The sequence below is a fragment of the Ornithinibacillus contaminans genome (assembly GCF_001038425.2).
Taxonomy (GTDB): Bacteria; Bacillota; Bacilli; order Bacillales; family Amphibacillaceae; genus Ornithinibacillus; species Ornithinibacillus contaminans.
Map to the genome: position 1 here is coordinate 40753 of NZ_LDPV02000034.1, position 18432 is coordinate 59184.

Consider the following 18432-nt stretch of genomic DNA (forward strand, 5'->3'; position numbering starts at 1 on the left):
GGCACTAACTCAGCAAAGTAGCGAGTTAAGTGCCTTCTTTTTATTTAACTATAAACGCTTTTGTTCTAGACTAATCTTACATTACTTAAAAATTACTGGTATTCCACTGCTTTGAATCGCATCAAATATAGGTCCGTGGAAATTGCTTACATAAGCATTTTCAATGAGGGTAAATTGACTCCCATCATGAAAGTGAAAATCAAAGTATGCTTTTTCTCCTGGTATTGCCTCAAAAAAATCAACACGTTCGATTTCAGTCCATGCATATGTATTAGTTACTTCAAATGGCGAGGTTCTGTAGGATATCCCATTATCAGACAACTCAGTATGTGGTTTCGTAGCTAGGAGAAAAATGATACAACTCAGGAATACACATAATATCCCAATACCAATCGTCATTTTTCTAATTTTAAATAGGAAAGGAATCAACGCTGCCAACACTAATACTGCACATCCGATCGCATAAATCAAATAGCCTGTACTTGGAACAAAGACAATCCAAGTTCCGGTTGTCAAATACATACTATTTGCTATAAAGGAAGGAATGATGAGTAATAATATCGGTGATAAGAATAGAATCCCAATTGCTGTAGCCATAAAAAAATGTCTTGCTTCATAATTAGTGGACATTTAAAATCACCTGCATGTTATAAGTTTATTAGTACATACGATATACGATACGCCGACAAAAAAGATTTCTTTTTTGCTAGTTATGAAAGCATTAGTCTATTTCCGCTAAGATTGTTGCTGAAAGGCAAAGCAAGTGCTAATCATCGCCTTAGCTGCAACTGGCATGGCACGCTCATCAAAATCGAATCGTGGATGATGATGTGGGTAAGGATTTTCTTCCTTTCGTGCACCTGTGAAGAAAAATGCGCCGGGCTTTTCTAATAAATAATAAGAAAAGTCTTCCCCACCCATTACTGGAACGACTTCCTCTATTGTATTCACCTCAGGAAGTTCTTTCGTTACATCTAAAATAAGTTGCGCCTCGTTAGGGTGATTGATTACCGGTGGATACCCTTTTTCATACTTGAAAGTATAGGTGCAATTGTTGGCAATGGTTACCCCTTTAATAATCTTTTCCATTTCTTGAATAACCTGTTCTTGTATGTCACGGTTAAGATAGCGAACGGTACCAATTAATTTTGCTTTATCCGCTATAACATTAAAAGCATTACCAGCTTCGAAAATACCAATCGATAATACAGCAGTTTCAAGAGGGTCAATTCGTCTGCTAACTATTTGTTGCAGTTGGGTGATTAACTGTGCACCGATCACAATCGAATCTTTTGTTTCATGAGGATAAGCACCGTGTCCACCTTGTCCTTGTAGGTTAATTTCAAAGCGATCAGACCCAGCCATTAGAACACTCTTCGTTGTTTGGATAGTTCCAAATGGAGTTGTTGCCCAAAGATGTGTGCCAAAAACAGCATCTACTTGGTCAAGAGCACCTGCTTCAATCATTGGTTTAGCACCGCCTGGAGCGTATTCTTCCGCATGCTGATGGATAAAAACCAATGTTCCTGATAATTCTTCTTGGAACTCCTTCATTACTTTGGCTAGCGTTAACAATGTCGCGGTATGGCCATCATGGCCACAGGCATGCATCACACCATCTACTTTTGATTTGTACGGAACATCCTTTTCATCCTGGATAGGTAGGGCATCGAAGTCCGCTCTTAGTGCAATAGTTTTACCAGCCTTGCCTCCTTTTAATGTTGCAACAATTCCATTACCACCTATATTTTTTTGATATGGTATGCCCAATTTTTCATAAAAATCTGCTATGTAACGAGCGGTTTTATATTCCTGGAAGGAAAGCTCAGGATATTGATGCAAGTAGCGACGTATTTCAACCATCTCGGGGAATGAAGTATCAATTGCTTGATGAATAGCTTGGAGCATTTTCAATTCCTCCTATAATTTTTTTATTATTATAACATCTTTTTAATGTCCTGAAGAAATTAGTTTCCATAATATAGTTGGATAAGCTATGATAAAGTCATTAGTGATAGAAATCTAGGAGGTAATGGACGCGTTTATGAAACGTACTACAATGGGTATTTTAATCTTTTTAATGATGATGATAATTGTTATTGGCATATGGATAGTGAAGATTATTCATGGGGAGCTTCCCTATATTGATAAGTGGACACGAGCACTAGTGGATACTTTCCCAGATACATCCATTTATTCGTTTTTCCGTGTGGTGACGAACTTGGGATCAGAATGGTTTATGTACCCCTTCACAGCAGTTCTTGTTGTGTTTCTTGTTATCCTATTTCGGGATTGGTTACCAGCGCTGACATTGGGGGTGGGGATATATGCAACACACCAATTTAATAAGCTCATTAAACTATTGGTAGATCGAGAAAGACCGTCTATTCTAGTAGAAGCAAATGCGGAGGGGGAGAGTTTTCCATCTGGTCATTCGATGATACCGCTGGTCTGTTGGGGGCTTTTAGCATACTTTCTTGCCAAAAAGATACAATCAACCAAGGTGATGCTCGCTATTCAAATCATTTTTGCGTTACTGGTTATTTTAATAGGAATAAGCAGGTATGTCATTAATGTTCATTATTTAACGGACATTGTTGCTGGATTTGTATTTGGCTTTATTTGTTTGCTTGTCTTCATCTTTTTATATGAATTTATTCAAAGCAAACGAAAGACTCGGTCTTAAGGCGGAGGTAAAAGCATCCTGCAGATGGTTTTCCCGTTTTATTGAATTGGTTACGATATAGGTAACAAAAGACAATAGATGGGAGTAATCCAAATGGAAGCTGCTGTAAGCCAAAAAGATGTGAAGGTTGCAATATTTCATAATCGTAATTTTGTACTACTGTTAGTAAGTGCGCTGTTCTCTGCACCGGGCTATTATGTATACCTAATTGGTTCGGAATGGTTGATGTTGAATATAACCGATAATCGGTTTTATTTCGGGCTGCTGTTCTTTGTAGCAGCAATTCCTAGGTTAGTTCTGTTGGCTGTTGGTGGAATAATAGCAGATCGAGTGAATAGACGTACCATCTTGTTCTGGTCGGATTTTTCTCGAGCGCTACTCATTAGTGTATTAGTAGTGTTAATTTGGACAGATGCCGTTCAAGTGTGGCACTTATTGCTGTTGGCTGGTTTATTTGGCATATCGGATGCATTCAGTTATCCTGCCATGAACGCTATGGTGCCAACAATATTAAAAGAAGATCAATTACAGCGTGGTAATTCTTTTATGCAAATGGCTAATCAAATTAGTCCAATTCTTGGACCGGCTCTTGGTGGAACGTTGATTGCTTTACTTGGGTTTAAAGGTGTTTTTTCCGTAGCGATGGTAATGCTTCTTCTAGCATCCGTGGCAGTACTTTTTATCAGGCTACAGAAAGAAGAAGACGTGGTAGATGAAAAGCCGACACCTTGGGATGAATTAAAAGAGGGATTCAACTATGTACGTAAAAACGAGCTCATAATCTCAGTTGTTGTCGTGGCGTTGTTCATTAATTTCTTTTTCTCAGGACCTTTTGCGATTGGAATGCCGATTATTGTGAAAGATATTTTCAATGGTAGTGCTGTTAGCTTAGCGACGATTCAAACATCAATGGGAGTAGGAGCATTAGCCGGGGCAATTCTATTAGCTGCCATTAAACTAAAAAAGCCTGGGGTAGTCTTAATCATTAGTTTAATAGGGTTAGGTTTATTATATACAGCAACTGGCTTTTCAGCCAATGTCATCTTAACGGCAGGACTAGTCGCGATAATGGCTGTACTGATGCAGTTAATTAATATTCCGTTAATAACAATCCTGCAGCAATCGACAGATAAACGTATGCTAGGTAGAATGATGAGCTTGTTTATGACTGTTTCAACAGGCTTAATTCCGATTTCCTTTATCGCAACTTCTTCGCTAATTGCAATTGGAATCAGTATACAATTAATCATGATTATTAGTGGAATTATGATTGCCCTTATTGCAGTATACAACTTGAAGAATAAGAAAATACTTGGGATCAAATTTTCATAAGGGAGAGAAGTTACTATGAATGGATTTTTTCGCTGGCTGTTTGCAACAGTAATCATTACATTTGGTGTAATACTTGTTTTAGAAAATATTGGATTGATGGAATTAAATATGAAAAGTGCTTGGAGTTATATCTATCCATCATTCTTTGCTGTATTTGGATTAAAATCGATGCTAAGCAGAATGAGGAACCGTGGTGGAAGCTGGGCATGGGGATCGTTTTTCTTCATCTTTGGTTCACTGCTTTTATTAGATCGATTTGACATTATTACATTTTCGTTTAACGATGTTTTTAAGCTTTGGCCATTACTGATTGTTTATGTTGGATTTATGTTCATTGGTAAATCTGGTCGCCCAAAGGTTTATATCGAAACAGGTGATGGGGATACCGAAAAGGATGGTCATAATAGTTCCTTCTTTTCTGTAGGAAGTCATGAATATAATAAATTAAACTGGAAGGTGCAGCCAACAACGATGAAATCATTAGCCGGGGATTTCTACTATGATTTCTCAAAAGCATATATTCCAGAAAAAGAGATTCCTTTTTACATTAGTACACTTGCTGGTGATGTGCATATTCTGATTCCAGAGAATCTTGAATTTCAGATTAATGCATCTGTAAAGGCGGGGGAAATTGATATTGTTGGTCAATCGGTTGATGGTATAAATCGTTCCCTTAGCTTCATCACACCAAATTATGATTCAGCCACAAGGAAATTAGATATAACGCTAAAGGTAAAGGCTGGGTCGATACGGGTTGATTATGTTTAGGGAGGGATCGTCTTGAAAAATCGTTTTTCTAGTATTCGGTATAGCTATATCATTTCCCATTTAAACGGCTTATTCTTAACGACGGTGACTATTTTAGCGATTTTATTATCGATATTCGTTTTAATTAGTCCGGATTGGTTAACCTCAAATAGTATTTACCTATTTATTATCTTATATGGATTGATTGGATTTTTTATCTCGGTTTATGTTGGATTTCGCTCTAGTGGTGATATGAAGCAACGGATGGATTACCTATCTGTTCAAATTACTCAATTTGCGAATGGAAACTATCAGTCTCGTATTTATTTTAATGAAGGTGATGAACTAACGCGGATTGGTAATGAGTTGAACGAGTTGGGTGCAAAGCTGCAGAATCAAGTGAAATCCTTGCAACGATTAGCCGACGAAAAAGCTGAGCTTGCTAAGTCTGCGCATAAATCCGCTGTTATTGAAGAACGGCAACGAATTGCAAGAGACCTACATGATGCGGTCAGCCAGCAATTATTTGCGTTAACGATGCTTTCTGAAGCGGCTATTAAGCAGTTTGACCAGAATCCAGAATTAGCAAAAGAGCAGATGGTGGAAGTAGCGAATGGGGCCCTCCAGGCGCAAACTGAGATGCGGGCATTATTACTACATTTGCGCCCTGTTCATCTATCAGGTGATCCACTTCCAAAAGGAATAGAGAAGCTGGTCGAGGAACTAAAGCAAAAATCGCAGCTAGATTTTCAATTACATATTAGTGAGGAATTGAAGCTTTCAGAGGCGACTGAAGAGCATGTATTCCGGATTATTCAGGAGTCATTGTCCAATATTCTTCGTCATGCAAATGCAACGAGCGTCAAAATTGAAATTGCCAAGCGGTCGAATGAACTCTTTCTACATATCGCCGACAATGGAAAAGGGTTTGATTTACGACATGATAATGCGAAAAAAACATCCTACGGGCTTAAAACAATGAAGGAAAGAAGTGATGAATTAGGAGGAACCTTCTCCATTCGATCCAATATTGATGAAGGTACATATATTGATATAAGGATTCCTTGCTAGCATAGGGGCTTGTAAATATGATTTAACATGGGGAGTGGATACGGAATGATTCGAGTTATTGTCGTGGATGATCATGAAATCGTACGGAAAGGTATTATTGCTTATTTACAAACAGATCCTGACATAGATGTTATTGGGCAAGCAAGTAGTGGCTATGACGGGGCTAATTTAATTTTACAAGAGAAGCCTGATGTCGTATTGATGGATTTAATGATGGATAATGGTAATGGCATTGAAGCTACAAAACAAGTCATGCAGGAAATGCCAGCTTGCAAGATTATTATTCTAACGAGCTATTACGATGATCAGCAAGTATTTCCAGCGTTAGAAGCAGGTGCATTCAGCTATTTATTGAAAACCTCTTCAGCTGATGAAATAGTAGCAGCGATTAAGAAGGCCGCGAGTGGGGAAAATGTGATTGAACCGAAAGTGGCAACTAAATTAATGACGAGTTTTAGACGTGAACAGCGGAAACCACATGATGAATTAACAGAGCGGGAAATGGAAGTTCTCCTCTGTATCGGCAATGGCATGACCAACCAAGAGATTAGTGAACAGCTATACATTGGCATTAAGACAGTGAAGACGCATGTCAGTAATATCCTGGCAAAATTAGATGTTCATGACCGTACACAAGCAGCAGTTTATGTGCATAAAAATCAATTATCGACTCATGAGGGCTAGGCCCTCTTTTTTTGTTATTTTTAAAAATTCCTAGTATAATACTAGGGAAAAAGAAATTAAATATAAGGAGATTCCGGAATGGATCATTCGAAGAAATATGAGAATTGGCTACTTGGAATTTGGACAGTAGCAATTGTTGCTACGGCGGGAAGCTTGTTTTTTTCGGAAGTTATGGGGTATGAACCATGTAAGTTATGCTGGTTTCAACGGATTCTAATGTATCCGCTTGTTATCATTTATGGTACGGCTATATTCAAAAAGAATTTAGCAATCGCATTACCAGGCTTATTCATGAGTGGAATTGGCATGTGTGTTTCTACATATCATTATCTTATACAGAAATTACCTGCTTTAACAGACGCAGGAGGCGCATGTGGACTTGTGCCATGTAATTTTCAATACATCAATTATTTTGGGTTTATTACAATTCCGTTTTTAGCAGGGGTTGCTTTTATCTTAATCTTCGTTACCCATTTAGTATTATTAAAAAGAAAGTAGGGGAGCTACTATGCAAAAGAAAATATTAATTATTATCGGTGTCGTTGTTGTATTATTCGTTGCGTTATATTTTGTATTAGACTACAAAAATAATAAAGCTTTAGAAGGAAGTAATAATCCATATGGAACGAATGATTTGGATCAAGCAACAATCGATCAGTTAGATGATCCAAATTACGGAAATCAAATATTGCCGGATGAATTAGACGAAGCGGTGGAAAGTGGTGAGCCGTTGACAGTTTATTTTTACAGCCCAACTTGTGTACACTGTCAAAATACAACACCTATTCTTGCACCACTAGCAGAAGAAATGAATGTCGATATGAAAAAGTTAAATCTGCTTGAATTTAGTGATAAAGTAACACGGTACGGAATTACCTCTACACCAACATTGGTTTATTATGAAGATGGGAAAGAGGTTTATCGTTTAGTTGGTTCACAAACAGAAGATGTCTATACAGCATTTTTTGAAGAATATGTATTGAAATAAAGAACACTAATAGGAGCTAGGACATAAGGTGAATATACTTATGTTTTAGCTCCATCTTTTTACTCTTTTTCGACCATTTGATAGGTCGTTACAAATGGTCGATCGGCGAAATAGGCAGGTGGTGTTGTTTTAGCATGAGCCTTTTGAAAGCCCTCCGATTGTTTCCACTGTTCATAGCTCTCCATCGAATCCCATTGTGTAAACACGACATAGGTATTCCCGTTTAGTGGCTTCAGTAGGCGAAACGCTTGAAAGCCGGCTTGCTTTTCTACCTCTTGTCGTCTCTTTTTAAAGCTGTCCTCCAATATTGCTTTTCCTTCCTCTGTAACGGGTATGTTATTCATAACGACATAACCACTTTCAAAAATGTTGCCAGCGTGTACAACAATTTCGTAGGATCTTCCAGCCTGGAATATCGCTTGCTTTTTTCCTTCGTAATACGCTAAGTCATTTGAAGCGCCATTCATTAAATGCAGCTTTATGGCAGGATATTTCGCAGCAAGCTTTGAAAGAAAATCAATTGTACCGTTTGTCATAAAAGCGTTCATAATCATTTCCTCTTTTCTCACTAGATTTAAAATTATTATTAAAAAGGAATTCTTATTAGTTTAAGTTTACTACCAGGTATCGTATAATGATATTTGTCGGCAAGTTACGATTTCATCATAGGTTTCGGGAACACATTCTATTTTTATATCCATTGTACCGTATATTAATTGGATTTATAACCAAATCTTCTATTATATGAAGTAATATGGGTACGATTTGACTAGTAATTCGACAAAATACGGTTAATATTTCCCAGGCAATAATATAGAACTTTTGTGTTGAATTACTTGATTCATGCGGATTAGCAATGGTTGCACATGCGCAAAATTAGACAAATTCATGACAAAAGTCGTGTCTTGCTATACAGAGAAGTTTGAAATCGGTATAGTAGAAGAGGATGATTTTTATTTACGTTAATGGCTTATGCCAACTAAAATAACGACAAGGAATAAAAGGATGTTATGCTTAGGAGATTTAACCTCTTTGGAACGTCCTAAAAGGGTGAGAAGATGAAGCTTAATGACACGATTATTCGCGCTTACAAAGGTGAAGCAACAGCGTATACTCCCGCATGGTTTATGAGACAAGCAGGTAGATCACAGGAGGAATACAGAAAACTTAAGGAGAAGTATTCACTATTTGAAATTACCCATCAGCCTGAACTTTGTGCCTATGTTACAAGGCTACCGGTTGAGAATTATGATGTGGATGCTGCAATTCTTTATAAAGACATTATGACACCGTTACCTGCAATTGGTGTTGATGTAGATATTAAGAGCGGGATTGGGCCGGTGATTGATAATCCAATTAAAAACATCCAGGATGTTGAAAGGTTAGGAACAATCACACCTGAAGAAGATGTACCTTATGTGTTAGAGACGATTAAATTATTAACGGAAGAACAATTACAAGTTCCCTTAATTGGGTTTAGTGGTGCGCCATTTACCCTTGCTAGTTATTTAATTGAAGGTGGACCTTCGAAGAACTATGGTTTAACAAAAGCATTTATGTATAGTAATTCACAAGCGTGGTTTGCTTTAATGGATAAGCTTGCAGATATGACGATTACATATGTAAAAGCACAAATTAAAGCTGGTGTTAAAGCTGTGCAAATTTTTGACTCATGGGTTGGTGCGCTGAATACAGCAGATTATCGTACGTATATCAAACCTGTTATGCATCGAATTTTCTCGGAGCTACAGCAGGATGATGTACCATTAATCATGTTCGGTGTTGGAGCAAGTCATCTATTGTTAGAATGGAATGACTTACCGGTAGATGTTATAGGCCTTGATTGGCGAACGTCGATTGAAGAGGCTCGTAGCTTAGGTGTTACGAAAGTGCTTCAAGGCAATCTTGACCCTGCTATTTTACTTGCGGATTGGGATACTATTGAAAGTCGTACAAAAGCAATACTTGATCAATCGATGAAGGATGGCCGACATGTCTTCAACCTTGGTCATGGTGTAACACCAGACATTCAACCAGAAACATTGAAGAAACTTACTGACTTTATTCATTCGTATTCGAAACGATAAACGTTTGGAATCAAATATACTAAAGAGGTGTAGAAAACATGGAAAGAAAGAAAATTGGATTACTTGTGATGGCTTATGGAACACCATACAAAGAAGAGGATATCGAACCGTATTATACACATATTCGTCATGGAAGAAAGCCGGCTGAAGAGCAACTTCAAGATTTAAAGGATCGTTATAAAGCAATTGGTGGTACGTCTCCACTAGCTAGAATTACAGAAGAACAGACGAAAGCATTAGAAGCAAAACTTAATGCTAGCCAGGATGAATATGAATATAAGGCATATATCGGATTAAAGCATATTACGCCATTTATTGAAGATGCAGTTGCCGAAATGGGCAAGGATGGCATCAAAGAAGCAGTGTCACTTGTTTTAGCTCCACATTATTCTACCTTTAGTGTGAAATCATATAATACACGTGCACAAGATGAAGCAGCAAAATTTGGAATTAAAATTAAAGCAGTTGAAAGCTGGTATGATGCACCAGGATTTATTCAATATTGGGCAGAGCAAATTAACAATGAGTATGCAAAAATGACTGCTGATGAACGTGAAAAAGCAGTATTAATCGTATCTGCACATAGTCTGCCAGAGAAAATTCTACAAAACGGCGATCCATATCCAGATCAATTAAAAGAGACAGCAAAACTTATTTCGGAAAAAGCTGGCATTAAAAATTATGAACTTGGCTGGCAAAGTGAAGGAAATACGCCAGATCCATGGTTAGGACCTGATGTTCAGGATTTAACACGTACACTTTACAATGAAAAAGGGTACCGTTCATTTGTGTATGCTCCAGTTGGATTTATTGCTGACCACTTAGAGGTTCTTTATGATAATGATTACGAATGTAAAGTTGTATGTGAAGAACTAGGTGCGAGCTACTATCGTCCAGAAATGCCAAATGTGCATCCATTATTTATTGAAACGTTAGCAACAGTTGTTCAAAATCGAGTAAAGCGTGATGCGTAAATGGAAAAGAAATCAATTGTAATTATAGGCGGCGGGATAACTGGGTTATCCGCTGCCTATTACTTACAAAAAGAACTGAATACGAAGCAGTTACCGTACCAAGTGAAATTAGTAGAAGCGAGTGATCGTTTAGGTGGTAAAATCAATACCATTAAACGGGAGGGCTTTACAATTGAACGTGGTCCAGATTCCATTATTGCTAGGAAAAAGCCTGGGGTCAAACTAGTTGAAGAACTTGGTTTAACAGATCAGATGATTCGTAATGGAACAGGACAGTCTTATATTCTAGTACAAGGTAAACTCCATAAAATGCCGAAAGGAGCATTTATGGGGATTCCGAAGCAAATTGGTTCATTTCTTCGTTCCGATTTAGTGTCGCCTGCTGGAAAAGCTCGTGCACTACTTGATCTTTTCAAAGCGAAGGGGGAGGCCATGCCAGATCAGGCACTCGGTTCATTCCTGCGCAACAGATTTGGAAATGAGCTTGTGGAAAATGAAATAGAACCATTATTATCTGGAATTTATTCCGGTGATATTGATGACATGAGTTTAATGGCAACCTTCCCTAATTTTTATCAATTAGAGCAGAAGTATGGCAGTTTAATTAAAGGCTTAAAGCAAACGCTTCCTAAGCCTGCCCAAACAATCAGTAAGGCTCCAGCTCCAGGCGCGTTCTTCTCTTTTGAAGGTGGTTTGGAAACATTAGTTAACAGATTAGTAGAGAAACTTGATTCCAATACTATCATGCTTAACACAGCGGTGGAGCGTGTGGAGAAAATCGAATCAGAATATCACGTCAAGTTAACTAGTGGTGAGGCAATACGGGCTTCTGCGATTATTGTAACGACACCACATCCTACATTGCCAAATCTGTTTAATAATTATGATTTTATGGATGTGTTTTCGGATGTTCCATCTACCTCAGTTGCTAATGTTGCTATGGCGTTTGATGAATCGGCAATTAAGCAGGATATTGATGGTACTGGGTTTGTTGTCTCAAGAAATAGTGATTTTCGAATTACGGCTTGTACGTGGACCCATAAAAAGTGGCCATCCACAACGCCGCGCGGAAAAGCTTTAATTCGTTGCTATGTGGGTAGACCTAGTGATCAAGCTATCGTTGATTTGTCAGATGAGGAACTAATCGAGATTGTTCTAAAGGATTTAAACAAGACTATGAATATTACTGCTAAACCTGATTTCGCGGTTATATCTCGTTGGAAAAAGGCAATGCCACAATATACTGTTGGTCATTTAGAACGAATTGCATCTGTTCGAAAAGAAGCAAGCGAGCAATTACCAGGTGTATTTATAGCAGGAAGCTCTTTTGAAGGAGTAGGAATTCCAGACTGTATTGAGCAAGGTGAAAAAGCCGTAACAGATGTACTAACATTTTTACAATAACAAATAAGATGAGCCTGGGATATAAGTAAAATGAAAAGATAACATTACGAAAGTGCACTAATTCAGCGGAGTATATTCCCGAAGCGGGGAGTACGTGCAAATCGGATTTTATCTTATCAAAAGTACTTATGTCCCAGGCTCATTATCTTTAGAGGTCTTGCTACTTTTAACAAGTTTATGGCGAATATAGATTTAAGTAGTTATGTGTTATTATTCGTAGCTCTTTTCCAATTCATCAACTAACGAGCCGACGAATGCAACTGCTTCTCGAATAGCATCTGGCTTCGACATATCGACACCAGCTTGCTTGATTAACTCAAGTGGCTTCACTGTTCCACCAGCACGTAGCACATTTAACCAGCTCTCAACAGCGGGTTCTCCTTCTGTTTGGATACGTTTAGCAACAGCTGTAGATACGGTCAGTCCTGCAGAATACGTATATGGATATAGCCCCATATAGTAGTGTGGCTGACGCATCCAAGTTAATCCTGCCCCTTCATCGAATACGACAACATCGCCCCAGAAGTTTTCTAATGCTTCACGTTTTTGTTGTGATAAGACACTTGCTGTTAGCGGTGTGCCTGCTTCTGCTAATTCATAAACACGACGCTGGTACTCTCCTTCTAGTAAATGCGTGACAAAGTTATGATAATACGTACCTAGTAGTTGCGTAATGACCCAACGCTTCATTCGCTTGTCATCGGTCTTACTCATTAAATGATTTGCTAGAAGCAATTCATTAATGGTAGAAGGTGCTTCCACAAAATAGGTTGAAGGTCGAGTATTAAATAAGGATTGATTTTTTCCAGCTAGATAAAAATGACCAGCATGGCCAAGCTCATGAGCTAGTACAAACGCTCCTCGCATCGTATCAGTCCACGTAATTAAGATATATGGGTGAACACCATATGGGCTTGAACAGAATGCGCCGGTTGACTTACCAACGTTATCCGCTAAATCAACCCATCGATCATTAAGACCTTTTTCCATGATAGCTGCATACTCGGGCCCCATAACTTGTAGTGCTTCTAATATGACTGATTTTGCTTCTTCATAAGTTGTTTTTGGATTAAATTCAGGATCAAGAGGTGCTTTTAAATCACTGAATCTAAGCTCATCCAGTCCTAGTTTTTCCTTTTTAAGCTTCGCATATCGACGCATATGAGGAGCGAGTTCCTCTTGGATGACATTTAACTGGTTTAAATACATTTCTTTTGTTACCTGCTGTGGTGCAAGTAGCATATCGGTAACAGATTCATACTTACGTAGTTTCGCCATGGTAATCTGTTTCGTCACTTCTGTTGCATACGTAGCGGAAAAAGTATTCTTATACTGATTTAGTGTTTTAATAAAAGAATCATATGCATCACGACGAAGCTTTGTATTGGCCTCGATTTCGTAGCGATCCTCATATAAAGCAGCAGACATCGGATGCTCGTTACCAGCTTCATCAGTAATTGAATCAAAGACCATATCGGCTGATTTGCTTCGTATGTAGGTCATGTATGGTGCACCATGGACCTCACTTAAGGCTGCTAATGTCTCTTCGATTTCTGGTGAAAGTGTATGAGCTTTTTCTTCCAAAATATCATCTAGCATTTTTTTATAGGATTGTAGCGCTTTTTCTTCGTTTAGGAACTGTTCAATTTTTTCTGTTGGGATTGTTAGTAGTTCCGATTGAACAAAGGATAATTTTGCGCTAATACTAGCCATTGCAGAAGAGATTTTCGCAGCGTCACGTTGATTATCGGGATCACTGCCATCTGCACTAGATTTTAAGCTTGCATATGTACCCACTCGAACAAGTCGTTGTTGATAGCTTTCTAAGGTAGTAAGACAGTTTAGTAATGTTGCTGCATCATTTCCAAGCTTACCTTTATATTGGGTAATCTCAGTCACATCATTTTGTACAGCGTTAAGCTCACTTTCCCAAGCGTCAAAGGTTGGGAATAAATCGCTTAAGTCCCATTTTTGTTCTTCCGGTACTTCAGAGCGTAGTAGTCTTTTTGTCTTGGTAGTTGTCATTAAAATTCCCCTTTCCTAACGAGATATTTCGGTACTCTAAGTAATTATAATATATTTTCTGTGAGAAGGATATGATTTTTCAGATTTTTATCAAAAAAATACAGCTAAACCAATTAGCTGCACAAAAGTTGTGTCCTGTTAATGGAAAGCATACAATGGTGATGAATACATGATGGTAGTATTCCTTTATCCCGTATGAATTATCTAGCTGGGTGATCACATTCTTCACAAATATTGATGTAGCAATCAGACTGTTCGTTTATTTCTTGACCACATTGCTGACAGGTCTTTTTGGGAAGAGTACGGAAAAACTCGAGCACATTGGTAATCATAGGGATCCTCCTTTAATGGGATAATTATATTGTATTATAACAGTATGAAATTATGTAATTCTGTGTTACAACAAAAAAAAGAAATTGAGGTGCGTAAATTGAAAGTGTCTGTAATTGGTTATTGGGGTGGCTATCCTGCACCAGGAAGTGCAACATCTGCTTATTTACTTGAAAAAGATGATTTTACATTACTGATTGATGTTGGCAGTGGGGCTTTGTCAAGGCTGCAACAATATAAAGATATCATGGCGATTGATGCTGTCATTCTATCGCATTATCATTATGATCATGTTGCCGATATTGGCGTATTACAATATGCTTGGTTAGTACAGTCTTATTTGATGGAGCATCAGGATATTTTGCCGATTTATGGTCATACAGAGGACAAGGAAGGCTTCGAAAAGCTAACCCATGAATTTACAGAAGGCATTGCTTATAATCCAGAAGAAACATTGACAATTGGGCCATTTACGATTAGCTTTTTGAAAACGAAGCATCCAGTTCCATGTTATGGAATGCGAATTACGGATGGGGATAGTGTTATTGTGTATACAGCAGATTCAAGCTATCAGGACGACTGGATCCAATTCAGCCAAGACGCTGATTTACTCATCACGGATTGTAATTTTTATGCAGACCAAGATGGCACTGGTGCAGGTCATATGACGAGCCGTGAAGTAGGCATGATTGCTGAAAAAGCCAATGTGAACACGCTAATCTTAAGTCACTTACCACAGTATGGAGACCATCAAGATTTAGTTAACCAGGCAAGTGAAGTTTTTGATGGACGGGTTCTTCTAGCAGAGGAAGGTCTTACCTGGGAAAAATAAGGCAATTTCCTTTGCTTGTATGTCCCTTTTCGATAGAATTGTAGTAGAAAAATTAAATAGGAGGAGGTTTCATCATGAAATTTATCGATAACCAAGGTATAACAGATCCGATGGTTAACCTTGCAATTGAAGAATACATTTTACAGAACTTTGGGGAGAAGGATACATACTTACTGTTCTATATTAATAAGCCTTCGATCATCATTGGTAGAAATCAAAACACGATTGAAGAAATAAATACGGATTATGTGGAAGATAATGGGATTAAAGTTGTTCGCCGTCTTTCAGGTGGAGGAGCGGTGTATCATGATGAGCAAAATCTTAATTTCAGCTTTATTACGAAAGATGATGGAGAGAGCTTCCATAACTTTGCTAAATTTTTAAAGCCAGTTATTGAGGTGTTGAATGACCTCGGTGTTCCCGCGGAATTACAAGGTAGAAATGATGTTGTTGTAGAGGGGCGTAAAATTTCTGGAAACGCGATGTTCTCTACTAGAGGTCGTATGTTTAGCCATGGTACTCTAATGCTTGATTCAGAAATCGATAATGTCGTTAAAGCATTAAAAGTGAAGAAAGAAAAGATTGAGTCGAAGGGAATAAAATCGATTCGTAGTAGAGTAGCTAATATTTCGGAGTTTCTAGATGAGAAAATTTCCATGGAAGAATTTAAAGAGCGTATCCTAAAACATATCTTTAACGTAGAGGATGTACAGGATGTTCCGCAATATGTTCTAACAGAAGAAGATTGGAAGAATATTAACAAAATCTCCGAGGACCGCTATCAAAAATGGGAATGGAATTATGGTAAATCACCAGCATTCAACGTGCAAGCTTCACATAAATTCCCATCTGGTCTACTAGATGTGCGATTTGACGTGAAGAAAGGAATCATTGAAAACTGCAAGATTTATGGTGATTTCTTCGGTTTAGGGGAAATTCAAGACCTTGAGAATAACTTGATTGGTGTGCGGCATGAAAAACAAGCAATTGAAGCGGCATTAGCGGATATTGATGTGGCACATTACCTTGGGAAAATCACGAAAGACGACTTTGTTAATTTGCTTTATTAACGAGGGAGCAGCTCACTGCAATTGGTGGGCTGCTTTTATTATTGTTGAATTATTTACCACTGTGGAACTGTCTCCAGTAAATTTATTCGTATGAAAAGTCAAGAAACACCCCATACTAATGAATAGTACAAAAAGGAGATGGTTGTATGGCAAAGAAAGAAGTGCGTCCGGAATTAGATACATATACAATACTAAACCCAGATTTTTATGTGCCGTTAGACAGTATCAGTTTAGAACTGAAGGAAGAAAAAGAAGTTTTGCATGGAAATGGCTCTCAAATTCTAGAAACTGGGGAGTAATGGTGGATAAAACGACATTTTATTAGAAAAAAATCAGCTTTTACTATTTCAATTTAGCAGAACATTTGGTAGATTAGTAGATAAGCCTCTCCCTTTCATTCTGTATGAAAGGATGATTTTGATGCATGATGATTTTTATTCTCCATTACATGAAATTACCCCACTAACCTTAGCTGTAATTGCACAACGAGATCAGGAAGGAACGATCAATACATTTGTCCTAGAAGAAGAAGCCGAGTATGTAGTCGATTATTCTCCTAGTAAGCTGATTGATTTCGCTTGCAAGTTTTTTGGAGCAAGCCTGAAAGGCAGACAAGAAGGGACACGAGATATTTGTGGGATTACCCATAAAGCACCAATCTCAATTGATCCTTCTAGTGGCATGTATTTTTTTCCAACTACTTCTCCTACCAACGCGAAATGCTCCTGGATTGCTCATTCCCATATCGATCATGTGAATCGTGCCGTTAATCAATGCACCGAGATTGTATTTAAAAATGGCAAACGGATTCTTGTCGATACATCCTATGGTTCCGTGATGAATCAAATTCATCGTACGGCACAATTTAGGTATTTGTTGGATAATCGTATTAAGCATTTGCAGCAGCAAAAGATTGGTATTGCTCCAAAGCTTTCAACATAATTTCCTGTACAATTTCCCTTACCTTTTTTCGAATAACTGGGTTAAAGTAGTTTCGCTTTTCTTCTTTTCCTCTACATAAGAATAGATAGGAAGAAAAGGAATCGTTTTTATTGATTAGTATAACCTGAAGCTTTTTCTTTTCCATCGTTGCACGTAATTGTCTGCGTTCTGTTAGTGCGATAGAATTCATCTTCTCCAAAAGGTCGATATAGGTTTCTTTTATTTTAAAGGGACCCTTTTGGAAGATTTCCATATCCTGCCGAATCACAACAATTGCCATTGATAGAAAAAGAAAGCGAGTGGTCGTTGCTAATTCTTCATCTGTAAGATAGCGCATTAGTTACTCCTCCAAGTAAGAACGTTTGTTCTATTATACGTCAAAACGCTGGAAAAATACACAAAAAAAATCTGGAAAAATGAAAGGGTAGAGGCTAATTTTTCCAGACGAAATGGACAAGAGAGTCGAAGCACTTTGCTAAAACTTTTCATAATGTTTGATTTCCATTAAAATGAAATTAATATATAAATGAATTGGGTTTCTATTGGATGGGGAGATTTACTAAATGTACTTATTAAACATCATAACAGAATGGAAAACAGCCGTTGCGAATGACGAACTAGATCAATATATTATGGAATTATTGCAGGACTATGAGAGCTTAGGTCCGTTGCCAGGAATATTGCTCCCGTTTATTGAAGCATTTCTCCCCTTTCTGCCATTAGTTGTATTCGTATTAGGAAATGCTGCAGCATATGGCTTATTAGAAGGGTTTCTGTTATCGTGGGCAGGTTCTAGTTTAGGGGCAGTACTAGTGTTTCTAATTGTAAGAAACCTAGGCGACAAAAAAGTATTTGTTATCATTCGGAAAAATAACCAAGTACGAAAAGTTACTGGCTGGTTAGAACGGCATGGATTTGGGCCATTGTTTTTATTAATGTGCTTTCCATTTTCACCATCGGCCGTCATTAACGTTGTAGCGGGATTGTCCAATATTAATACCTATCAATTTATCTTAGCGGCAATACTTGGGAAATCTGTGATGATTTTTTCGATAGCTTATGTAGGATCAAGTATTGTATCATTCGCACAAAATCCGACTAGAACAATAGTTGTTGGTATTTGTATTGTATTGTTTTGGGCGATTGGTAAATTTGTTGAAAAGAAGCTTCAGCAAAAATCCAAACAGAAAGATGCTTCAGATTCAGAGGAAGTATAAGGAACTGGTTAGACAAGTGAAAACACAAAACTTCTGTCTTGTA

The 18432-nt window shown here is 37.9% G+C and carries 21 protein-coding genes; 15 read left to right on the top strand and 6 right to left on the bottom strand.

All coding sequences use genetic code 11. The annotated features are described in order from the left end of the window. Positions 1-81: 81 nt before the first annotated feature. Both JF53_RS07745 and JF53_RS07750 read right to left on the bottom strand, forming a co-directional pair. Positions 82-630: a hypothetical protein gene (locus JF53_RS07745; RefSeq protein WP_047982495.1), complete on the bottom strand. Its 549-nt coding sequence runs from the start codon at positions 628-630 to the stop codon at positions 82-84. 105 nt (positions 631-735) lie between these two features. Continuing rightward, positions 736-1908, bottom strand: coding sequence for a M20 metallopeptidase family protein (locus JF53_RS07750; protein ID WP_047982494.1), 1173 nt, complete (start codon positions 1906-1908; stop codon positions 736-738). Between the two features lie 136 nt (positions 1909-2044). Between JF53_RS07750 and JF53_RS07755 the strand changes: the two genes are divergently transcribed. The 7 genes from JF53_RS07755 to JF53_RS07785 all read left to right on the top strand — a co-directional run bounded on the left by JF53_RS07755 (position 2045) and on the right by JF53_RS07785 (position 7508). Continuing rightward, positions 2045-2686 carry a phosphatase PAP2 family protein gene (locus JF53_RS07755; RefSeq protein WP_047982574.1) on the top strand — a complete coding sequence of 214 codons (642 nt, stop codon included), beginning with the start codon at positions 2045-2047 and terminating at the stop codon, positions 2684-2686. A 93-nt stretch (positions 2687-2779) separates the two neighbouring features. Further along, positions 2780-4018 carry an MFS transporter gene (locus JF53_RS07760; protein ID WP_047982493.1) on the top strand — a complete coding sequence of 413 codons (1239 nt, stop codon included), beginning with the start codon at positions 2780-2782 and terminating at the stop codon, positions 4016-4018. Positions 4019-4033: 15 nt separating this feature from the next. Continuing rightward, positions 4034-4786 carry a cell wall-active antibiotics response protein LiaF gene (gene liaF / locus JF53_RS07765; protein ID WP_047982492.1) on the top strand — a complete coding sequence of 251 codons (753 nt, stop codon included), beginning with the start codon at positions 4034-4036 and terminating at the stop codon, positions 4784-4786. Positions 4787-4798: 12 nt separating this feature from the next. Beyond that, positions 4799-5836 (top strand): sensor histidine kinase, encoded by a 1038-nt coding sequence (locus JF53_RS07770; RefSeq protein WP_047982491.1) that lies wholly within the window; start codon positions 4799-4801, stop codon positions 5834-5836. Positions 5837-5881: 45 nt separating this feature from the next. Next, positions 5882-6520 (top strand): response regulator, encoded by a 639-nt coding sequence (locus JF53_RS07775; protein WP_047982490.1) that lies wholly within the window; start codon positions 5882-5884, stop codon positions 6518-6520. Between the two features lie 78 nt (positions 6521-6598). Next, complete coding sequence (locus JF53_RS07780; protein ID WP_047982489.1) at positions 6599-7018, top strand: disulfide oxidoreductase; 420 nt, start codon at positions 6599-6601, stop codon at positions 7016-7018. A 10-nt stretch (positions 7019-7028) separates the two neighbouring features. Further along, the gene (locus JF53_RS07785) at positions 7029-7508 is read left to right on the top strand and encodes a thioredoxin family protein (RefSeq protein ID WP_047982488.1); all 480 of its coding nucleotides are present in this window, start codon (positions 7029-7031) and stop codon (positions 7506-7508) included. Between the two features lie 59 nt (positions 7509-7567). On the opposite strand, the gene JF53_RS07790 is transcribed toward JF53_RS07785, so the two are convergent. Beyond that, positions 7568-8056, bottom strand: coding sequence for an antibiotic biosynthesis monooxygenase family protein (locus tag JF53_RS07790; RefSeq protein ID WP_047982487.1), 489 nt, complete (start codon positions 8054-8056; stop codon positions 7568-7570). 510 nt (positions 8057-8566) lie between these two features. Here JF53_RS07790 and hemE point away from each other — a divergent pair. From hemE to hemY, 3 genes are read left to right on the top strand one after another with little or no spacing between them, the layout of a single operon-like run. Further along, positions 8567-9595 (top strand): uroporphyrinogen decarboxylase, encoded by a 1029-nt coding sequence (hemE, locus tag JF53_RS07795; RefSeq protein WP_047982486.1) that lies wholly within the window; start codon positions 8567-8569, stop codon positions 9593-9595. 38 nt (positions 9596-9633) lie between these two features. Beyond that, the gene (hemH, locus tag JF53_RS07800) at positions 9634-10569 is read left to right on the top strand and encodes a ferrochelatase (RefSeq protein ID WP_047982485.1); all 936 of its coding nucleotides are present in this window, start codon (positions 9634-9636) and stop codon (positions 10567-10569) included. After that, positions 10570-11973: a protoporphyrinogen oxidase gene (gene hemY, locus JF53_RS07805; RefSeq protein ID WP_047982484.1), complete on the top strand. Its 1404-nt coding sequence runs from the start codon at positions 10570-10572 to the stop codon at positions 11971-11973. 210 nt (positions 11974-12183) lie between these two features. On the opposite strand, the gene pepF is transcribed toward hemY, so the two are convergent. Together pepF and yhfH are read right to left on the bottom strand one after the other, a co-directional pair. Beyond that, entirely contained in the window at positions 12184-13998 is a 1815-nt protein-coding gene (pepF, locus tag JF53_RS07810) for an oligoendopeptidase F (RefSeq protein WP_047982483.1), read from the bottom strand. A 200-nt stretch (positions 13999-14198) separates the two neighbouring features. After that, on the bottom strand, positions 14199-14330 hold the full coding sequence (yhfH, locus tag JF53_RS17065; protein WP_064965379.1) for a protein YhfH: 132 nt from the start codon (positions 14328-14330) through the stop codon (positions 14199-14201). 98 nt (positions 14331-14428) lie between these two features. On the opposite strand from yhfH, the gene JF53_RS07815 reads away from it, so the two are divergent. The 4 genes from JF53_RS07815 to JF53_RS07825 all read left to right on the top strand — a co-directional run bounded on the left by JF53_RS07815 (position 14429) and on the right by JF53_RS07825 (position 17172). Beyond that, entirely contained in the window at positions 14429-15160 is a 732-nt protein-coding gene (locus JF53_RS07815; RefSeq protein WP_047982573.1) for an MBL fold metallo-hydrolase, read from the top strand. A gap of 74 nt (positions 15161-15234) precedes the next feature. Beyond that, on the top strand, positions 15235-16230 hold the full coding sequence (locus JF53_RS07820) for a lipoate--protein ligase (RefSeq protein ID WP_047982482.1): 996 nt from the start codon (positions 15235-15237) through the stop codon (positions 16228-16230). Between the two features lie 146 nt (positions 16231-16376). Further along, on the top strand, positions 16377-16529 hold the full coding sequence (locus tag JF53_RS17440) for a hypothetical protein (RefSeq protein WP_157052478.1): 153 nt from the start codon (positions 16377-16379) through the stop codon (positions 16527-16529). A 121-nt stretch (positions 16530-16650) separates the two neighbouring features. Continuing rightward, positions 16651-17172 carry a competence protein ComK gene (locus JF53_RS07825; protein ID WP_053072023.1) on the top strand — a complete coding sequence of 174 codons (522 nt, stop codon included), beginning with the start codon at positions 16651-16653 and terminating at the stop codon, positions 17170-17172. Here JF53_RS07825 and JF53_RS07830 read toward each other — a convergent pair. Further along, positions 17120-17509: a hypothetical protein gene (locus JF53_RS07830; protein WP_047982481.1), complete on the bottom strand. Its 390-nt coding sequence runs from the start codon at positions 17507-17509 to the stop codon at positions 17120-17122. The genes JF53_RS07825 and JF53_RS07830 overlap by 53 nt on opposite strands. 226 nt (positions 17510-17735) lie before the next feature. Between JF53_RS07830 and JF53_RS07835 the strand changes: the two genes are divergently transcribed. Further along, the gene (locus JF53_RS07835; RefSeq protein ID WP_047982480.1) at positions 17736-18389 is read left to right on the top strand and encodes a TVP38/TMEM64 family protein; all 654 of its coding nucleotides are present in this window, start codon (positions 17736-17738) and stop codon (positions 18387-18389) included. Positions 18390-18432: the final 43 nt, after the last annotated feature.

Bases quoted from the DNA above. Each gene is read 5' to 3' on its own strand.
- JF53_RS07745 (WP_047982495.1), bottom strand. From the start codon at position 630: ATGTCCACTAATTATGAAGCAAGACATTTTTTTATGGCTACAGCAATT.
- JF53_RS07750 (WP_047982494.1), bottom strand. From the start codon at position 1,908: ATGCTCCAAGCTATTCATCAAGCAATTGATACTTCATTCCCCGAGATG.
- JF53_RS07755 (WP_047982574.1), top strand. From the start codon at position 2,045: ATGAAACGTACTACAATGGGTATTTTAATCTTTTTAATGATGATGATA.
- JF53_RS07760 (WP_047982493.1), top strand. From the start codon at position 2,780: ATGGAAGCTGCTGTAAGCCAAAAAGATGTGAAGGTTGCAATATTTCAT.
- liaF (WP_047982492.1), top strand. From the start codon at position 4,034: ATGAATGGATTTTTTCGCTGGCTGTTTGCAACAGTAATCATTACATTT.
- JF53_RS07775 (WP_047982490.1), top strand. From the start codon at position 5,882: ATGATTCGAGTTATTGTCGTGGATGATCATGAAATCGTACGGAAAGGT.
- JF53_RS07780 (WP_047982489.1), top strand. From the start codon at position 6,599: ATGGATCATTCGAAGAAATATGAGAATTGGCTACTTGGAATTTGGACA.
- JF53_RS07785 (WP_047982488.1), top strand. From the start codon at position 7,029: ATGCAAAAGAAAATATTAATTATTATCGGTGTCGTTGTTGTATTATTC.
- JF53_RS07790 (WP_047982487.1), bottom strand. From the start codon at position 8,056: ATGAACGCTTTTATGACAAACGGTACAATTGATTTTCTTTCAAAGCTT.
- hemE (WP_047982486.1), top strand. From the start codon at position 8,567: ATGAAGCTTAATGACACGATTATTCGCGCTTACAAAGGTGAAGCAACA.
- hemH (WP_047982485.1), top strand. From the start codon at position 9,634: ATGGAAAGAAAGAAAATTGGATTACTTGTGATGGCTTATGGAACACCA.
- hemY (WP_047982484.1), top strand. From the start codon at position 10,570: ATGGAAAAGAAATCAATTGTAATTATAGGCGGCGGGATAACTGGGTTA.
- pepF (WP_047982483.1), bottom strand. From the start codon at position 13,998: ATGACAACTACCAAGACAAAAAGACTACTACGCTCTGAAGTACCGGAA.
- yhfH (WP_064965379.1), bottom strand. From the start codon at position 14,330: ATGATTACCAATGTGCTCGAGTTTTTCCGTACTCTTCCCAAAAAGACC.
- JF53_RS07820 (WP_047982482.1), top strand. From the start codon at position 15,235: ATGAAATTTATCGATAACCAAGGTATAACAGATCCGATGGTTAACCTT.
- JF53_RS17440 (WP_157052478.1), top strand. From the start codon at position 16,377: ATGGCAAAGAAAGAAGTGCGTCCGGAATTAGATACATATACAATACTA.
- JF53_RS07825 (WP_053072023.1), top strand. From the start codon at position 16,651: ATGCATGATGATTTTTATTCTCCATTACATGAAATTACCCCACTAACC.
- JF53_RS07830 (WP_047982481.1), bottom strand. From the start codon at position 17,509: ATGCGCTATCTTACAGATGAAGAATTAGCAACGACCACTCGCTTTCTT.
- JF53_RS07835 (WP_047982480.1), top strand. From the start codon at position 17,736: ATGTACTTATTAAACATCATAACAGAATGGAAAACAGCCGTTGCGAAT.